This window comes from Kitasatospora sp. NPDC001132 (assembly GCF_053598415.1).
On sequence record NZ_JBSFKF010000045.1, the window covers coordinates 1 to 16,662 of the forward strand.

General features: G+C 72.7%; 17 protein-coding genes and 2 pseudogenes. 6 read left to right on the top strand and 13 right to left on the bottom strand.

Annotated elements, in window-relative coordinates; all coding sequences use genetic code 11:
• The 6 genes and pseudogenes from ACWDBE_RS35710 to ACWDBE_RS35735 all read right to left on the bottom strand — a co-directional run.
• Positions 1 to 155, bottom strand: a pseudogene (locus ACWDBE_RS35710) (sulfate adenylyltransferase subunit CysD); the annotation flags it as partial.
• Complete coding sequence (cysC, locus tag ACWDBE_RS35715; RefSeq protein WP_449810040.1) at positions 152 to 733, bottom strand: adenylyl-sulfate kinase; 582 nt, start codon at positions 731 to 733, stop codon at positions 152 to 154. The gene cysC and the pseudogene ACWDBE_RS35710, both read right to left, overlap by 4 nt.
• A gap of 60 nt (positions 734 to 793) precedes the next feature.
• Positions 794 to 1,495 carry a phosphoadenylyl-sulfate reductase gene (locus ACWDBE_RS35720; protein WP_449792814.1) on the bottom strand — a complete coding sequence of 234 codons (702 nt, stop codon included), beginning with the start codon at positions 1,493 to 1,495 and terminating at the stop codon, positions 794 to 796.
• Positions 1,476 to 1,658 (bottom strand): hypothetical protein, encoded by a 183-nt coding sequence (locus tag ACWDBE_RS35725; RefSeq protein ID WP_392869085.1) that lies wholly within the window; start codon positions 1,656 to 1,658, stop codon positions 1,476 to 1,478. Before ACWDBE_RS35725 ends, ACWDBE_RS35720 begins: the two co-directional genes overlap by 20 nt.
• Entirely contained in the window at positions 1,655 to 3,379 is a 1,725-nt protein-coding gene (locus tag ACWDBE_RS35730) for a nitrite/sulfite reductase (protein WP_449810018.1), read from the bottom strand. The genes ACWDBE_RS35725 and ACWDBE_RS35730 overlap by 4 nt, the downstream gene beginning before the upstream one ends.
• Before the next feature lie 199 nt (positions 3,380 to 3,578).
• Positions 3,579 to 3,662, bottom strand: coding sequence for a putative leader peptide (locus ACWDBE_RS35735; protein WP_318264789.1), 84 nt, complete (start codon positions 3,660 to 3,662; stop codon positions 3,579 to 3,581).
• 177 nt (positions 3,663 to 3,839) lie between these two features.
• On the opposite strand from ACWDBE_RS35735, the gene ACWDBE_RS35740 reads away from it, so the two are divergent.
• The gene (locus tag ACWDBE_RS35740; protein WP_449810019.1) at positions 3,840 to 5,219 is read left to right on the top strand and encodes a YihY/virulence factor BrkB family protein; all 1,380 of its coding nucleotides are present in this window, start codon (positions 3,840 to 3,842) and stop codon (positions 5,217 to 5,219) included.
• 70 nt (positions 5,220 to 5,289) lie between these two features.
• Here the strand turns inward: ACWDBE_RS35740 and ACWDBE_RS35745 are convergent, their stop codons facing one another.
• Positions 5,290 to 6,951 (bottom strand): FtsW/RodA/SpoVE family cell cycle protein, encoded by a 1,662-nt coding sequence (locus ACWDBE_RS35745; RefSeq protein ID WP_449810020.1) that lies wholly within the window; start codon positions 6,949 to 6,951, stop codon positions 5,290 to 5,292.
• A 302-nt stretch (positions 6,952 to 7,253) separates the two neighbouring features.
• On the opposite strand from ACWDBE_RS35745, the gene ACWDBE_RS35750 reads away from it, so the two are divergent.
• Together ACWDBE_RS35750 and ACWDBE_RS35755 are read left to right on the top strand one after the other, a co-directional pair.
• A complete protein-coding gene (locus ACWDBE_RS35750) occupies positions 7,254 to 8,423 on the top strand; it encodes a cytochrome c oxidase assembly protein (RefSeq protein WP_449810021.1) in 1,170 nt (389 codons plus the stop codon).
• Between the two features lie 439 nt (positions 8,424 to 8,862).
• Positions 8,863 to 9,168, top strand: a pseudogene (locus ACWDBE_RS35755) (transposase); the annotation flags it as partial.
• A 36-nt stretch (positions 9,169 to 9,204) separates the two neighbouring features.
• Here the strand turns inward: ACWDBE_RS35755 and ACWDBE_RS35760 are convergent.
• From ACWDBE_RS35760 to ACWDBE_RS35770, 3 genes are all read right to left on the bottom strand, one after another.
• Positions 9,205 to 9,471: a helix-turn-helix domain-containing protein gene (locus tag ACWDBE_RS35760; protein WP_449792819.1), complete on the bottom strand. Its 267-nt coding sequence runs from the start codon at positions 9,469 to 9,471 to the stop codon at positions 9,205 to 9,207.
• Positions 9,431 to 10,273 (bottom strand): hypothetical protein, encoded by an 843-nt coding sequence (locus tag ACWDBE_RS35765; protein WP_449792820.1) that lies wholly within the window; start codon positions 10,271 to 10,273, stop codon positions 9,431 to 9,433. Before ACWDBE_RS35765 ends, ACWDBE_RS35760 begins: the two co-directional genes overlap by 41 nt.
• Positions 10,274 to 10,567: 294 nt before the next feature.
• Positions 10,568 to 11,113 (bottom strand): DUF6879 family protein, encoded by a 546-nt coding sequence (locus tag ACWDBE_RS35770; protein WP_449792846.1) that lies wholly within the window; start codon positions 11,111 to 11,113, stop codon positions 10,568 to 10,570.
• A 242-nt stretch (positions 11,114 to 11,355) separates the two neighbouring features.
• On the opposite strand from ACWDBE_RS35770, the gene rsgA reads away from it, so the two are divergent.
• Positions 11,356 to 12,420: a ribosome small subunit-dependent GTPase A gene (gene rsgA, locus ACWDBE_RS35775; RefSeq protein ID WP_449792821.1), complete on the top strand. Its 1,065-nt coding sequence runs from the start codon at positions 11,356 to 11,358 to the stop codon at positions 12,418 to 12,420.
• A 63-nt stretch (positions 12,421 to 12,483) separates the two neighbouring features.
• Here rsgA and ACWDBE_RS35780 read toward each other — a convergent pair whose 3' ends face one another.
• The gene (locus ACWDBE_RS35780) at positions 12,484 to 12,942 is read right to left on the bottom strand and encodes an ASCH domain-containing protein (protein WP_392869073.1); all 459 of its coding nucleotides are present in this window, start codon (positions 12,940 to 12,942) and stop codon (positions 12,484 to 12,486) included.
• Between the two features lie 292 nt (positions 12,943 to 13,234).
• Between ACWDBE_RS35780 and ACWDBE_RS35785 the strand changes: the two genes are divergently transcribed.
• The gene (locus tag ACWDBE_RS35785; protein WP_449810022.1) at positions 13,235 to 14,890 is read left to right on the top strand and encodes a DNA-3-methyladenine glycosylase 2 family protein; all 1,656 of its coding nucleotides are present in this window, start codon (positions 13,235 to 13,237) and stop codon (positions 14,888 to 14,890) included.
• Positions 14,887 to 15,396, top strand: coding sequence for a methylated-DNA--[protein]-cysteine S-methyltransferase (locus ACWDBE_RS35790; protein ID WP_449792823.1), 510 nt, complete (start codon positions 14,887 to 14,889; stop codon positions 15,394 to 15,396). Before ACWDBE_RS35785 ends, ACWDBE_RS35790 begins: the two co-directional genes overlap by 4 nt.
• A 70-nt stretch (positions 15,397 to 15,466) precedes the next feature.
• Here the strand turns inward: ACWDBE_RS35790 and ACWDBE_RS35795 are convergent, their stop codons facing one another.
• Positions 15,467 to 15,976 carry a GNAT family N-acetyltransferase gene (locus ACWDBE_RS35795; RefSeq protein WP_449810023.1) on the bottom strand — a complete coding sequence of 170 codons (510 nt, stop codon included), beginning with the start codon at positions 15,974 to 15,976 and terminating at the stop codon, positions 15,467 to 15,469.
• 43 nt (positions 15,977 to 16,019) lie between these two features.
• Complete coding sequence (locus ACWDBE_RS35800; protein WP_449792825.1) at positions 16,020 to 16,538, bottom strand: MarR family winged helix-turn-helix transcriptional regulator; 519 nt, start codon at positions 16,536 to 16,538, stop codon at positions 16,020 to 16,022.
• Positions 16,539 to 16,662 lie beyond the last annotated feature (124 nt).

Below are 16,662 nucleotides of genomic sequence, written 5' to 3' on the forward strand. Positions count from 1 at the left end.
GAGTCCTTGCCGCCGGAGAAGAGGATCACCGGGCGCTCGAACTCCCCCGCGACCTCGCGGAAGACGTGCACCGACTCGGCCTCCAGCGCGTCCAGGTGGGACAGCGCGAACGGGGTGTCGTCGGTCCGGACCGGGCTGTCCGTCGCGGTGGTCATGCCAGGCCCCTCTCGGTCAGGAAGACGTACAGCTCGGCGGCGGACTCGGCCACCTCGCGGCCCCGGGTCTGCAGGCGCAGCTCGGGGTCCCGCGGCGCCTCGTACGGGTCGTCCACCCCGGTGAGGCCGGAGATCTCCCCGGCGGCCTGCTTCGCGTACAGGCCCTTGACGTCGCGTTCGGCGCACAGCTCGACGGGGGTGGCGACGTGCACCTCCAGGAACTCGGTGCCGTTCGCGGCGTGGCGCTCGCGCACCGCGGCGCGGGAGTCCGCGAACGGGGCGATCACCGGGGCCAGCACCTTGACGCCGTTCGCCGCCAGCTTCTCGGCGACGAAGCCGATCCGGGTGACGTTGGTGTGGCGGTCCTCGCGGGAGAAGCCCAGGCCCTTGGAGAGGAACTCGCGGATCTCGTCGCCGTCCAGGACCTCCACCCGGTGCCCCTCGGCGCGCAGCCGCTCGGCGAGGGCGAACGCGAGGGTGGTCTTGCCCGCGCTGGGCAGCCCGGTCAGCCACACGGTGGCGCCGCGCTCGCAGGGTGCGGCCGTAGGGGCCGCCTCTGCGGCTCCGTCGGCGGCCAGGGTGTGAGCTGTCACGGGTTCTTCCTTACGCAGTGGTTGACGGTTCGTCCGGCGGGTTCGTCAGAGGTGGATGCCGCACTCGGTCTTGCCGGAGCCGGACCAGCGGCCGGCCCGGGCGTCCTCGCCCTCGCCGGGCTTGCGGGTGCAGGACAGCGGGGAGCAGCCGATCGAGGTGTAACCCTCCCACAGCAGCGGGTTGAGCAGCACGCCGTTGGCGGCGACGTAGGCGTCCACGTCCTCCTGGGTCCAGCGGGCGATCGGCGCGATCTTGACCTTGCGGCGCTTCGGGTCCCAGGACACCACCGGGGTGTTCGCCCGGGTCGGCGACTCGTCGCGGCGCAGCCCGGTCGCCCAGGCGTCGTAGCCGGCCAGGCCCCGGTCGAGCGGCTCGACCTTGCGCAGCGCGCAGCACAGGTCCGGGTCGCGGTCGTGCAGGTGCGGCCCCAGCTCGGCGTCCTGCTCGGCCACCGTCTTCAGCGGGGTGAGCGTGATGACGTTGACCGGCATCGTCGCGGCCACCGCGTCCCGCGTCCCGATGGTCTCCGGGAAGTGGTAGCCGGTGTCCAGGAACACCACGTCCACCCCGGGGAACACCGAGGACGCCAGGTGGGCGACGACCGCGTCCTCCATCGAGGAGGTGACGCAGAACCGCGGGCCGAAGGTGTCCGCGGCCCACCGGAGGACCTCCTGCGCGCTCGCCTCCTCCAGCTCGCGGCCGGCCCGCTCCGCGACCGACGCGTGGTCAGGAACGGTGCTGCTCATGGGACGTACCCCCGTGGTCGGTCGGTGCCAGCAGGCCGAGGAACTTCAACTGGAAGGCGCGGCGGCAGCCGTGGCACTCCCAGGCGCCGTGCCCGGCCTCGGAGGGGCGCAGGTCCTCGTCCCCGCAGTACGGGCAGAAGAAAGGGGCCGCTCGTTCACTCACGACAGCTGCTCCTCGGTCGCCCGGGCCGCCCACTGGGCGAAGCGCTCGCCCTCGGTGCGGTCGGCCTGGTAGCGGGTCAGTACCCGTTCGACGTAGTCGGGCAGGCCCGCGCTGGTGACCTTGAGGCCGCGGACCTTGCGGCCGAAGCCGGCCTCCAGGCCGAGCGCGCCGCCGAGGTGCACCTGGTAGCCCTCGACCTGGTTGCCGTGTTCGTCGGTGACCAGCTGGCCCTTGAGGCCGATGTCGGCGACCTGGATGCGGGCGCAGGCGTTCGGGCAGCCATTGATGTTGATGGTCAGCGGCTCGGCGAAGTCCGGCAGGCGCTGCTCCAGCTCGTCGATGAGCGTGCGGCCGCGCTCCTTGGTCTCGACGATGGCGAGCTTGCAGTACTCGATGCCGGTGCAGGCCATGGTGCCGCGGCGGAACGGCGAGGGGGTGACCCGCAGGTCGAGCGCCTCCAGGCCGGCCACCACGGCCTCGACGTGCTCCTCGGCGATGTCGAGGATGAGCATCTTCTGCTCGGCGGTGGTGCGCACCCGGTCGCTGCCGTGGGCGGCGGCGAGGTCGGCGATCCGGCCGAGCAGTTTGCCGTCGACCCGGCCGACGCGCGGCGCGAAGCCGACGTAGAACCGGCCGTCCCGCTGCCGGTGGACGCCGACGTGGTCGCGCCAGCGGGCGGCGGGCTCGGCGGGGGCGGGGCCGTCGAGCAGCGGGCGCCCGAGGTACTCCTCCTCCAGCACCCGGCGGAAGCGCTCCACGCCCCAGTCGGCGACCAGGAACTTCAGCCGGGCACGGTTGCGCAGGCGCCGGTAGCCGTAGTCGCGGAAGATGCCGATGACGCCGCCGTAGACGTCGGGCACCTCGTCCAGCGGGACCCACGCGCCCAGCCGCACGCCCAGCTTGGGGTTGGTGGACAGGCCGCCGCCGACCCACAGGTCGAAGCCGGGCCCGTGCTCGGGGTGGACCACGCCGACGAAGGAGACGTCGTTGATCTCGTGCGCGACGTCCAGCAGCGGGGAGCCGGAGACGGCGCTCTTGAACTTGCGCGGCAGGTTGGAGAAGTCCGGGTTGCCGATGAAGCGGCGCTGGATCTCCTCGATCGCGGGCGTGCCGTCGATGATCTCGTCCTCGGCGATGCCGGCCACCGGGGAGCCGAGGATGACGCGCGGGGTGTCACCGCAGGCCTCGGTGGTGGACAGGCCGACGGCCTCCAGCTTCCGCCAGATCGCCGGGACGTCCTCGATCCGGATCCAGTGGTACTGGATGTTCTGGCGGTCGGTCAGGTCGGCGGTGCCGCGGGCGTACTCCTCGGAGACCTCGGCGATCGCCCGCAGCTGGGGGACGGTCAGCCGGCCGCCGTCGATGCGCACCCGGAGCATGAAGAACTCGGCATCCAGCTCGTGCGGTTCCAGGATCGCGGTCTTGCCGCCGTCGATGCCCTCCTTGCGCTGGGTGTAGAGCCCCCACCAGCGCATCCGGCCGCGCAGGTCGGCGGGGTCGATCGAGCCGAAGCCCTGGTGCGCGTAGATCGTCTCAATGCGTGTCCGCACATTGAGACCGTCGTCATCCTTCTTGAACTGCTCGTTGGCGTTCAGGGGGGTGTGGTGGCCCATGCCCCACTGGCCCTCGCCGCGGTGGCGGGTCACCTTGCGGGCCGCTGCGGGGCGGCGCTCGGCGGCGCGGTCGGCCGTGGGCTCGACGGTCTCGGGGGAGGTGGCCATGGTGAAGTCCTTCGGGGCAGGTGGCGCTGGCGCCGAATGGGTCGCGGGGCGTGCTCGGCCGTGCGGTGCTGCTCTGACCTGCGGATTTCTCAAGGCCTTGAGGGCAGTGACCGGGACCGGGCGGGCTCCTGCGCATCCGCTGCGGCGGGGATGGCGGAGAGGGTCGACGCCGGGTGCGGTGGTGCGGGCGGCGTTGGGCTCAGGTCACCGGACAGATGGCGCTGGACACGCGAAGGAGATCGACGTGGAGTCGACCTACCAAGGTGGTTCCGGCGCTAGACATGGCAAGAGATTCGCACGGCGCGGGACTCGCGGTCCACTAACATCCGAATAATGGACGCTGATGTTCCGTCATGTGGGACACCCGGATGTTCCCGCCGCTCCCCGCCCGGACGCCCGGCCACACGTCCCCGCCCCGGGGAGATCAACCGCGCGGCCCCGGCCCGATACGGTTGGCCCTGTGCAAGCAGCAGGCGATACGAGCAGACCGAACGCCGAGCGGCCCTCCCGACGCCGGGGCAAGGGCTCCCGGCGCGCGGCCAAACAGGCCACCTGGTACCGCACGGCGTGGGACCTGGTGAAGGACACCACCAACACCTGCGTCGAGTACCGGGTCACCGGGCTCGCCGCGGAGGCGGCCTTCTTCACCCTGCTGTCGATCCCACCGCTGCTGCTCGGCCTGGCCGGCACCCTCGGCTACCTCGACCAGTTCCTCGGCGCGGAGACCATCGAGCGGCTCAAGCACGACATCGTCTCGGCCTCCGGCACGGTGCTGTCGGACTCCTCCGTCAACGACGTCGTGGTCCCGCTGCTCAACCAGGTGTTCGACACCGCCCGGCCCGACCTCGTCTCGATCGGCTTCCTGCTGTCCCTGTGGTCCGGCTCCAGAGCCCTCTACATCTTCATCGACACCATCACCGTCATGTACGGGCTCGACGGCAAGCGGGGCATCGTCAAGACCCGGCTGATGTCGCTCGGCCTCTACTTCGGCGCCCTGGTGATCGGCTCGCTGGTGCTGCCGCTGCTGATGGCCGGGCCCGGGCTGGTGGAGAACGCCGTGCCGGGGGTGGCCGGGCTGGTCGGCGCCCTCTACTGGCCGGTCGCGATCGTGCTGCTGATCGTCTCGCTGACCACCCTCTACCACCTGGCCGTCCCGGTCTCGACCCCGTGGCGCGAGGACATCCCCGGCGCCCTGGTCGCCTTGGTGGTGCTGGTCTTCTGCAGCGTCGGCCTGCGGGTCTACCTGGTCAGCTCGATCGAGGGCCGCTCGGGCGAGGGCCCGTCGGTGTACGGCTCGCTGGCGGCGCCGGTGGCCGTCCTGCTGTGGATCTTCGTGGTGGCGCTCGCGGTGCTCATCGGCGCCGCGATGAACGCCGCGATAGACCGCCGCTGGCCCACCCTGGAGACCGCCGACGCGCGCGCCGAGAACGAGCGCGCCCACGAGGAGGCGGCCGCCGCCGTGGTCCGCGAGGTCGCTGCCCGGCGGGCCGTCGAACGGGCCCGGCGCGCCCGCGAACTCGGGCTCGCCGAGGGCGTCGAGGAGGAGTGGGGCGAGGACGAGGGCGACGACGTCGACGCGCCCTCCGAGTACCCCGAGCGGTGGGCCGACGTGCTGGCCGCGGACAACGTGCGCGGGCGGCTCACCGCCCGCGGCGGGCCGCACCACCGGCCCGGACCGCCGCCGCCGGACAGCGACCGGCCGGCGGGGCCGCCGCCGGGAGGTGTGCCGGGGCCGCAGCCGGGCGGGCAGCCGGGAGCGCCTGGTGCGGCGGGTTCGCAGCCGGGGCCGGTGCCGGGGTTCCCGCCGCGGCCGCCCCGGCCGCCGTGGGAACAGCGGTAGGCGGGCGGACGACAGGAGACGGGCAGGGCCTCTCCCGCGGGTGCGGGGGAGGCCCTGTCGCGTCGGTGGGTCAGGTGGCCGACCGGGGGGAGGCCCGGTCCGGCGGGAGGCCGTGGCGGGGGTGCGGCTCGGCCGGGGCGGCGGGGGTGTAGGCGGCGGGGACCGGGCCGGTCGGGGCCGCCGGGTCCGTGGGGTCCTGGGCCGGCGGGTTCTGGGCGGGCAGGGTCGGGGCTGACCGGTTCTGGGCGGGCGGGTTCTGGGCTGACGGGTCGTACGGGTCGTAGGGTGACGGGTCGGTCGCGAGCGCCTCCGCCGTACGGCCCTGGGGCTGGGTCGGGAGCGGCTCCGGGGAGGGCCGGTGCGGGTCCAGCGCGGTGCGACCGGAGGAGTCGCTCAGCTTGATCAGCAGCGCCAGCATCAGCCAGTTCGCCAGCAGCGACGAACCGCCGGCGGCCAGGAACGGCAGCGCCTTGCCGGTCAGCGGCACCAGCCCGCTCACCCCGCCGACCACCACGAACACCTGGAGCGCCAGCGCCGCCGACAGGCCGGTCGCCAGCAGCTTGCCGAACGGGTCGGTCAGGCCGATCGCGGTGCGCAGACCGCGCTGGATCAGCAGCACGTAGACCAGCAGCACCGCGGTCACCCCGGCCAGGCCCAGCTCCTCGCCGATGGTGGTGAAGATGAAGTCGCTGCGCCCGGCGAAGCCGATCAGCCAGGGCCGCCCCGAGCCCAGACCGGTCCCGGTCAGGTGTCCGGTGCCCAGGCTGAACAGCGCCTCGGCGGGCTGCTCGGAGATCGCCTGGTCGTGCACCGGCTTGTAGTAGTCGAGCGGGTGCAGCCAGGCCTCGACGCGGCCGTGCACGTGCGGCTCCACGGTGCCGACCACCGCCGCGCCGCCGACCGCCATCAGCAGGCCGAGCACCACCCAGCTGGTGCGCTCGGTCGCGACGTACAGCATCACGATGAAGACGCCGAAGAAGATCAGCGAGGTGCCCAGGTCGCGTTCGAAGATCAGCACCAGCAGGCTGACCACCCAGATCGCCAGCACCGGGCCGGCGTGCCGTCCGCGCGGCAGGGTCAGCCCCCAGAGCTTCCGCCCGGCCAGCGCCAGCGCGTCCCGGGAGGCCATCAGGTACCCCGCGAAGAAGATCGTGATCGCGACCTTCACGAACTCGTCCGGCTCGAAGGAGAGTCCGAACAGCCGGATCCAGCGCTTGGCGCCGAAGCTGTCGCCCGGGGAGAGCACCGGCGCGGCCAGCAGGACCAGCGCACCCGCCATCAGCAGGTAGACGTAACGCTGGAAGAAACGGTGGTGCTTGACGAGGACGATCAGCGCGAGCGCCACCGCCACCGAGACGAACACCCACATCAGCTGGGACGGCGCGGCCGGGATCTTCTGGTAGTCGCCCTTCGCGGCGTGCGCGGCCTTGTAACTGAAGTCCAGCCGGTCCAGCAGCACCAGCCCGAAACCGGTCAGGAAGACGCCCAGCGGCAGGATCAGCGGATCGGCGTACGGGGCGAACCTGCGCACCGCCAGATGGGCCACCCCGGCCAGCGCGCCCAGCGACAGGCCGTGCACCAGCAGCCCGGGCGGCATCCGGCCGGTGAGCGCCAGGTCGGCGTCGATGTGTCCCGCCAGGCAGACGGCCACCGCGAGGGTCAGCAGGCCCAGTTCGATGTTGCGGTGGCGCGCCGCGAGGCGGCGGCCGTCGCCGCGTGCAGTCGTTCGCACCTCTTGTCATCCCCTTGTCGAGCACGTGGCGGGTCTCGCCGACGGCGCATCCTGCCAGACGTTTGTGTCTTCGCCGCGGTTGCCGGAAGAAGCGGCAGGAGGACAGGACTTTGCCTGGGCAAAGCTTTGTTGGGGCCGGGTAAAGCCTTGTTCAGGCCCGGGTATAGAGGCGGGCCCCGGATGCGGCGGGGCGGCCGCGCACGGACATCATGGCCGGGCGCCGGGGTGCCCCGGTGCCGGGGCGGCCGACCCGGGGTTGCCGACCGGGCGGGGCCGCCGGGACGAGCGAGGTGAGCGGGCGGATGGACGCAGTGGTGGACGGCGCGGCGAGCGGCCTGGCGGGTGGCCTGGCGGGCGGCCCGGTGGGCGGCCCCGCTTCGGTGCTCGCCTACAGCGGGCCGCCGCCGTGGCGGTGGTCCGACCTGGCGACGTCCTGGACGGTGGAGCCGCTGGTGCTCACGCTGTCGGTGCTGCTCGCCGTCTGGTACCTGGCGGCGGTGCGCAGGGTCGGCCGGGCGGCCGGGGAACGGGCGGCCGGGGAACGGGCGGCCGGGGAGGCGGTCGCGGGGGGCGGCGGGGACCGGGACGGCGGTGCGCGGCGCGGTGGCGGGCGGCCGGGGACCGGGGCCGGTGGCGGGCGCTGGCAGCCCACCCGTACCGCGGCGTTCCTCGGCGGGCTGCTGCTGTGGATCTGGTGCACCTGCTCCGGCCTCGGCGTGTACGACCGGATCCTCTTCACCGACCGGGCCGTGCAGGTCGTCCTGCTGCTCATGGTCGTCCCGCTGCTGCTCGCGCTCGGCGCGCCGGTCTCGCTGCTGGTCGAGTCGGCGCCGGCGACCCGGCGGGAACGCCTCCTGCGGGCGCTGCGCAGCCGCCCGTCCAAGGTGCTGATGTTCCCGGCGGTCTCCACGGCGCTGCTGATGGCGCCGCCGTGGCTGCTCTACTTCACGCCCTGGTACGAGTGGTCGGTGTCCAGCGGGCTCGGGAACACGGTGCTGCACCTGGCGCTGGTGCTGCTGGGCCTCGCGTACTTCTGGCCGCGCCTGCAGATCGACCCGGTCGGGCACGAGTACCCGCACCTGGTCGGGCTGTTCATCACCTTCGCCGAGGTGATCTTCGACGCGGGACTCGGGATCGTGCTGATCTACGGCGGGCACCTGGTCGCCGAGCACCACTACGTGGCGCTCGGGCGGCCGTGGGGGCCGAGCCTGGCACAGGACCAGACCTGGGGCGGCAACGCGTTCTGGGTGCTGGGGGACCTGGTCGGGCTGCCGTTCCTGGCCGCGCTGGTGCGGCGGATGGTCGTGCAGGGGCGGGAGGAGACCGAGGCGGTGGACGCCGAACTGGACGCCCGCTTCGCGGCGGCGGCCGCGCGGGCACGGGCGGCGGGGCAGCCGGAGGAAGAGGAGACGGGGATGCGGCCGTGGTGGCTGGACGACCCGAACCTCAAGCACCGGTACGGAAGAGGATAGGGCGGGCCAATTTTGGCCCGCTGAGTCCTCCCCGGCACCCCCTCGCCACGTTTCCGCACATAGAGGGAAAAGCCCCGCCGAAGCGGGGCTGGAGGGGGAGGGAGCACCGGTCACGGGGTGTAGAAGAGGGCCGTTGCCTCCTGGATCTGGACGACGGCGCGGGCGAAGGTCTCAGGTGCTTTGCCCCACGGGTCGGTGATGCCGGTGCCGAGGATGCGGACAGGGCGGTTCCGGCGGCGAGCGCATCCACGTAGTCGGAGTGCGTCCCGGGCCAGGAGAGGGGATCAAGGAGCCAGCCCGAGGGGTTATCGCTACCGGGGCCAGCCTCACGAAGCAGGGACTTGGGGAGCTTCCCGCCGTCGCTGCCGAGGGCCTGGGGGGTGAAGATGCGTACCGGGGCCGGGCCCGGCAGCCCGATCGCAGCGTGCGCACCGTCGACATCGCGAAGATTGCCGACGACGTCGACGAACTCCTGGCTTTCTATGACTTCCCCGCGGAGCATTGGGTCCACCTGCGCACGACAAACCCCATTGAATCAACCTTTTCAACTGTGAAGCTTCGAACGAAGGTCACCCGCGGCGCGGGGAGTCCGGCCGCGGCGCCGGCAATGGTGTTCAAGCTGGCAGAGTCGTCGCAGGCCCGCTGGCGCGCGGTCACCGCACCCCACCTCGTGGCCCTCGTGCGCGCCGGCGCGCGGTTCGAGAACGGTCACCTCGTCGAGTGCCCCGAGGCCGCCGTCGCCTGACCGTCAGTCACCCGTACTGCAAATCTTGACAACTGCTCAACGGTAACTGAGCAGATCCCCAGGCTGACAGTCCAGCACCTCGCAAATGGCCGCCAGGGTAGAGAAGCGAACCGCCTTGGCTCGGCCGTTCTTCAGGATCGACAGGTTGGCGATGGTGATGCCCACACGCTCGGCCAGCTCGGTGAGGGTCATCCCGCGCTCGGCCAGCACGGCGTCAAGGTGCACCTCGATGCGGTGCGGCTCGTCCTGGCCGGAACCCATATCAGACCAGCCCTTCCACATCGTCGCGGAGCTTGCTGCCATGGTCGAACGCTTCGGCCAGCGCGAAGAGCACGAGACCTCCCAGCAGTGGCATGAACGAGATCTCCAGCGGGACTGTCAGATCCGCGCCGCTCCGAGCCTCGCCGACCAGGAAAATGTGGCACCCATAGGTAAGGAACTGTACGGCTGTTCCGCCGAATGCGGCGATCACGCCCGCCTGGCGCAGGCGGCGGGGAATCCGGGCATGGAACGGGTCGCCCGCCTTCATCGCACGGGCGAGCGCGTACAGCGGGATGGTGACCGCGAGAACGACGAGCAGTGGACCGGCGATGGCCAGCCGGCCGGCCACATACTCGGCGAGGCCGGGATCCGACAGTCGCACCAGCACGTCACCGCCTGTGATGTCCGCGGTCTGCCCGTTGAGGCCGGGTACGGCCCGTTCGATCGCGCTCTCACTGACCTTGGCCCGTACCTCGACGAGACCGAAGGTTCGGTCCGTCACGAAACGGCGGAGAGTGCTGCCCGTGACGAGCGCGACCGCGGCGCCGACCGCGGAGGCGGCGATGGCCGCGCCCAGCAGCATGCGGAACAGTCCGGACGCCTCTCTGCGCGTCCGCTTGGCGAGTGTGTTGCCGAGCGCGGCAAGACACAACGCCACCGGGACGATCACTGAGCCCCCGTCGACCAGATCTCCGAGCCTGTCCCTCAGGAAGTGAAGGCCGACAGCCACTGCGCCGAGGAGGACCAGAATCGCCAGGCCGCCGAGGGCGTCCTTGGCCGTGGCCTCCTTGTCTGCTGACGTGTTTTCGCTGCCAGGGGTGGGCTGGCGGTCGGTTGTGCTCACGGTTCCCTCCGATGTCGAGCCGTGGCGGAAGCCCGGCTACATCGATAAACGATAATATCGTTTATCGATAACCGCAACAGATGGGTCCGTACGCGTATCTCGGACCGGCTCGTTCGCACCCGGACGCGCAGGGCCCGTGGTGCCCGCGCGTGACCAGCCAGAGGAGCCACCTGGCAGGCCGCACGATCCATCGGCATGGCGGTCGCCTGTCGCAACCGTCGCCCGGCAGCCGACTGGCCCTCTACACCGCCTACGAATCGGTCACAAAGCCGGCCGCCGTTGCCTGGTCGCACGTCACCCAGACCACAACTCTGGACGATTGCTCGCGCGAGCACTTGGACTCAAGGTGATGTCGTGCTCGAAGCGGATGTACTCGCTCACCGGCTCGGAGACGATCCGGGCCCGGCGGACAGCGACACCGCGGTCAACGGTCCGGCGGATCAACTCCAGCCACGGGCGCCACCACGACGCACGGTCCGCAGGGTCGTCACGGTGGCCGGCCTGCCAGGCGAGGAACATGGGGTCGTCCCGCATGTACCCGTTGCGCATCTCAAGATGCAGCGCTGACTCCTGGCACTGAGTGAGGAGTTCCGTGGCCGGGCAGCTTGAGCTGCGCCCGACGCTCCTCGTCCAGCACCTTCCCCCCGGATGAGGTAGTTGGACCGAGCTTGCAGCATGCAACGGCCCGACCACTACGAGTTTGCGGACGTTTGCGCGAGCGGGAGGGCACGATGGACTGGATGGACGCCCCCAAACCGGCGGTCCACCCCGCAGGTCAAAAATAGGTTGGCCGAAATCCCCCGCCCCGCTAGCGTGTGACACATCCGGTTCGGGGGCCATTGGGCCGCCCGAGGAGTAGAGAGCAGGAGGTGAACCCCAGTGGTCGTTGTCGCCCCGATAGCTGCCCAGGGCAGCACTCGCGTTCACCTCCTTTCCCCGGCCGCCGGCTGAGCCCTTCACGCCAGCCGTAGCCCGCCGGGACCATCTCCTCCCGAAGGGCCACTGCGTTGTTCAACGCTGCCTCCGTTCCGTCGTTCTCTTCTCTCTCTTCCTCGTCGCCGTCGTCCTCCGCTGACGCCTCCGTGCTGGCCGGCTACGGCTGGACGCCCGAGCTCGCGGAGCTGTTCACTCCGTTCGGCGAGGCCGGGCTGCTCCCGGCCCGGATCGTCCGGGTCGACCGCGGCCAGTGCGACGCCGTCATCGCCGACCCGGAGACGGGTGAGTTGCGCACCGTCCGGTTCGACACCCGGCCGGTGGGCGACGCCGACATGATCAACTGCCCGTGCACGGGCGACTGGGCGGCGGTCGACCTGCACGCCCAGCCGATGGCCTCCGTCGCCGCTCTGATGCCGCGCTCCACCGCGATCATCCGCAAGGTGGCCGGCAAGCGCTCCGACGGCCAGGTGCTGGCCGCCAACGTCGACACCGTGCTGATCGCCTCCTCGCTCGCCACCGACCCCGACCTCGGGCGGATCGAGCGCTTCCTCGCCCTGGCCTGGGAGTCCGGCGCCGACCCGCTGGTCGTCCTCACCAAGGCCGACCTCGTCGACGACGCCGACTTCATCCGGTCCGACGTCGAGGCGGTCGCCCCCGGAGTCACGGTGATCGTGGTGAGCGCCGAAACCGGCGAGGGCATGGACGTGCTCCGCGCCTGCACCCCCGGCACCACCGCGGTGATCGGCCAGTCCGGCGTCGGCAAGTCCACGCTCACCAACGCGCTCGTCGGCATCGACGTGATGACGGTCCAGGAGGCCCGCGCGGTCGACCAGAAGGGCCGCCACACCACGACCACCCGCGAGCTGATCCCGCTGCCCGGCGGCGGCGTGCTGATCGACACCCCCGGGCTGCGCGAGGTCGGCCTCTACGGTGGCGAGGGCGTGGACCTGGCCTTCGCCGACATAGCCGAGCTGGCCGAGGAGTGCCGCTTCCACGACTGCGGCCACCACACCGAGCCCGGCTGCGCGGTGCAGGCGGCGCTGGCCGACGGCACCCTGCCGCAGCGCCGGATGGACAGCTACCTCAAGCTCCAGCGCGAGAACGAGTGGATCGCCTCGCGCTCGGACGCCCGGGTGGCCAAGACGAGGCTGAAGAAGTGGAAGACGATCAGCAAGTCGATGCGAGCCGCGGGAGGTTCGGTGAAGCGCTGACCCCCGGCGCGGGCCGGCCGCCGCGCAACGGCCGCCGGCCGGCCTCCGCCGGGCCCGCCCGGCTCAGCGGAGGTCGGCCGTCAGCCGGAAGCGCTGCAGGACCACAGGAGTGGTGTCGTCCACGGTGAACTCCGGGTCGTCGAGGGCGTCGAGCAGCTCCGGGCTGCTCCAGAACTCCTCGTGGGCCGCGCGCCACTCGGCCACGCTGGTGCATCCCTCGCCCTCGTCCAGGGCGTGCTGGAGGTCGACCTCCGCGAGCGGGACCACTCGGACGTCCGTGGTCTCGATCACGGCGACCCTGCGGCCGTCCGAGTCGAGGACCGCGGCGCACTCACCGGGCAGCGGCAGGGGTTCGCCCTCGTGCTCGTAGTCGGCGACCAGGCCGGTGGTGCTGGTCTTGGCGCCGTCGAGGATCGCGGCGACCAGCTGGTCCCGCAGCGGGCCGGGGAACGCGAACTCGGCCGGAGGCAGGGCGACGACGCGCGGGTCGTCCGGACCGGTGTAGGACTGCTGCTCACTCATGGCGCGAGGGTAGCGGCGGGACGGCCTATGGGCTCGCGAATTTCGGGCCCGGCGGCCGAGGCCGCCGGCTGGGAGCCGGTGGCTGGTGGGTCCAGTGGGCCGGGAGCCGGTGGTGGTGGGCTCGTGGGCTATGGGGCTGTGGGGCTGTGGGCCGTGAGTCGTGGGGCCATGGCCGTGGGCCGTGGGTTATGGCCCCATCGGGTGGCGGGTGGCGGGTGGCGGGTGGCGGGTGGCGGGGCGGGAGGGGTGGGGTGGGGGAGGGGGAGGGCCCCCGAAGTGGCGATCAACGGCAATGTCCGATTTCCGCCAGTCACCCCCCACCCAGTGCCGCAAACTGGACAGCGTGATCGACGACGACATCCGGTACCGAGCCGTGGACAGCCGTGACTCCCGCTTCGACGGGGTCTTCTTCACGGCGGTCACCACCACCGGCATCTACTGCCGTCCGAGCTGCCCCGCCGTGACTCCCAAGCGCGTCAACTGTGTCTTCTACCCCAGTGCCGCGGCCGCCCAGGGCGCAGGATTCCGCGCCTGCCGGCGCTGCCGCCCCGACTCCGTGCCGGGCTCGCCCGAGTGGAACCACCGCGCCGACCTGGTCGGCCGTGCGATGCGTCTGATCGGCGACGGCGTGGTGGACCGCGAGGGCGTCGACGGCCTGGCCGGCCGCCTCGGCTACAGCGCCCGCCAGGTGCAGCGCCAGCTGACCGCCGAGCTTGGTGCCGGCCCCATCGCGCTGGCCCGAGCCCGCCGCGCGCAGACCGCCCGCCTCCTACTCCAGACCACCGAACTGCCCGTCACCGACGTCGCGTTCGCGGCCGGCTTCGCTTCCGTCCGCCAGTTCAACGACACCGTGCGCGAGGTCTACGACCGCACCCCCAGCGGCCTGCGCGCCGAGGTCGCCGCCGGCCGCCGCGGCGCGACCCCGGCCGGCGGCCTCACCCTGCGCCTCGCCTACCGCGGTGCGCTCGACAGCGAGCACCTGATCGACTTCCTCGCCCTGCGCGCCGTCCCCGGCGTGGAGGAGGTCGTCCCCGGCGCGCGCCCCGGCGTGCGCGTGTACCGCCGCACCCTCGCGCTCCCGTACGGCCACGGCATCGCCGAGGTCGAGGGCCTGGCGCCGGGCGAGCCGCCCACCCGCGGCTGGCTCGACTGCCGCCTGCTGCTGGCCGACCTGCGCGACCTGCCGACCGCCGTCCAGCGCCTGCGCATCCTCTTCGACCTGGACGCCGACCCGCTCGCGGTCGACGAGCAGCTCGGCGCGGACCCGCTGCTCGGCCCGCTGGTCCGCGAGCGCCTCGGTCTGCGCTCGCCCGGCCACGTGGACCCGCACGAGCTCGCCGTCCGCGCCGTCCTCGGCCAGCAGATCAGCGTCGTCGCCGCCCGTACCCTGGCGGGGCGGCTCGCCGAGAAGTACGGCACCCCGCTGCCCGAGCCCAGCGGCGGTCTGCGCCTGCTCTTCCCGACCGCGGCGGCCCTGGCCACCGCCGACCCCGAGGACTTCGCGATGCCCGCCGCCCGCCGCCGCGCGCTCACCGGCCTGTGCGCCGCGCTGGCCGAGGGCGTGGTCCGGCTCGACAGCGGGGTCGACCGGGAGGATGCCGCGGCCGGTCTGCTGGCTCTGCCCGGCATCGGCCCCTGGACGGTCGGCTACCTGCGGATGCGGGCCCTGGCCGACCCGGACGTCTTCCTCCCGAGCGACGTGGGCGTCAAGCACGGCCTGCTCCGCCTCGGCGCCGCCGGGGACCCGAAGTCCGCCGCCCGCGCCGCCGAGGCCTGGGCGCCGTGGCGGTCCTACGCCGTCCACCGGCTGTGGGCCGGTCCCGCCGGCACGGGCCCCGCCGGCACCGCTCCCGCCGGCACCGCCGCCGCGAGCAGCGGCATCAGCATCAGCACCAGCGCCACCGGCATCAGCGCCACCAGCACCGGAACGGAGAACGAACGAGCATGAGCACCACCGTCTACACCACCATGGAGAGCCCCTTCGGTCGGCTGCTGCTCAGCGGGGTGCTGCCGGAGGACGGCGGCCCGGCCGCGCTGGCCACCGTCACCGCGCCCGGCCAGAAGTACGCGCTGGCCGAGCCCGCCGACGACTGGGTGCTCGACCCGGAGGCGCTCGCCGAGCCGGTGGCCCAGCTGACCGACTACTTCGCCGGCAAGCGCATGGGCTTCGACCTCCCGCTCGCGCCCGAGGGCACCGAGTTCCGCCGCAGGATCTGGGCCGCGCTGGACGAGATCCCGTACGGCAAGACCGTCACCTACGGCGAACTCGCCGTGCTGGCGGGGCAGGAGCCGCGCATGGTCCGGGCGGTCGGCGGCGCGGTGGGCGCCAACCCGCTGCTGGTCGTCCGCCCCTGCCACCGGGTGCTCGGCGCCGGCGGGGCGCTCACCGGCTTCGCCGCCGGCGTGGACCGCAAGCGCTGGCTGCTGGACCTGGAGAGCGGCACCCTGTTCTGACCACCGGGGCCCGGGCGCTCAACCGGAGCACTCAGCTTGAGCGTTCAGCCCGAGATTCCAGCCGGATCGCTCAACTCCTCAGCTCCACCCGCCAGTTGTTGCTGCGCATGAACCGCCCGGGCGGGAACTCGAAGTCCGTCTCGCCGAGCAGAGTGAACCCGGCCTTCGCGCAGACCGCGTTGGAGGCCGGGTTGTCCACCGACGGGAACGCGTGCAGGTGCGGGTGGGCTGCCTCGCGGCGGGCGGCCGCGACCGCCGCGCGGGTGGCGGCGACGGCGATGCCCCGGCCCTGATGGCCGGGCAGCACGTTCCACCCCATCTCGTGGACGGTCCGGCCCTCCCACGTCCGGGTGCCGTAGCCGACCGACCCGACCGCCTCGCCCTCGGGCAGCAGCACGATCCGGTACATGCAGCCGAGCCCGGACGGGACGAAGTCCAGGTAGCGCCGGTGCCGTACGAGCAGTTGCTCCTCGCTCTCCGGCCCGCCGACGTGCTTCTTCATCTCCGGCGTGTTGATCCGGCGCAGCAACGCGAGGTCGCCGTCCGCCCAGGGTTCGATCCGTACCTCTGCGGTGGTCACGCGGGGACGGTAACGCCGGGCGAGTCCCGGCGACCATCGGTTTTCACCCGGCCGCGGGCGCCTGCTCGGCCCCGGCGCCCGGCTGGGCGAGGGCGCGGGCGAGCTGGTCCAGCGCGGGCAGGGCGTCGACGACCGCCGCGCGGTCGGTCGGGTCGAGGGTGTCGAGCGCGGCGGCGATCCGGCGCTCGTGGGCGTGCTGCCAGTCGTCCAGCTGCCGGCGTCCGGCCGGGGTGAGGGCGATGCGGGCGGTCCGGCGGTCGCCGGGGTCGGCCTGGCGGTCCACGAACCCGGCGTCGAGCAGCTTCCCGACCAGCCCGCTGACGGTGTTGGGGGCGAGACGCTGCCGCGCGGCCAGCTCGCCGACCCGCAGCGGAGCGGCGGCCAGCGTCTGGAGGAGTTCGACCTGCGCCATCGGCAGGGACTCCCACGGGTAGTCGGTGCGGATGCTGCTGCGCAGCGCGCGGCGCAGCCGGGTGACGGTGTCGGTCAGCTGTCGGGCGTGCTCGACCGCCGGGTCGGGGCTTCCGGTGGCGGGGTCGGGAACGTGTGGTGACGACGGCATGGCGGACAGCGTATCGCCTGGTGCGGGGCGGTTCTGCGGCCGGTTCGGGTCCCGTGCGCGCGCCGGGTCGCGGCTCTGTGCGGGCTTCTCGGCAGGTGTCCGCCGGGCGCCGTCCGGCACTGCC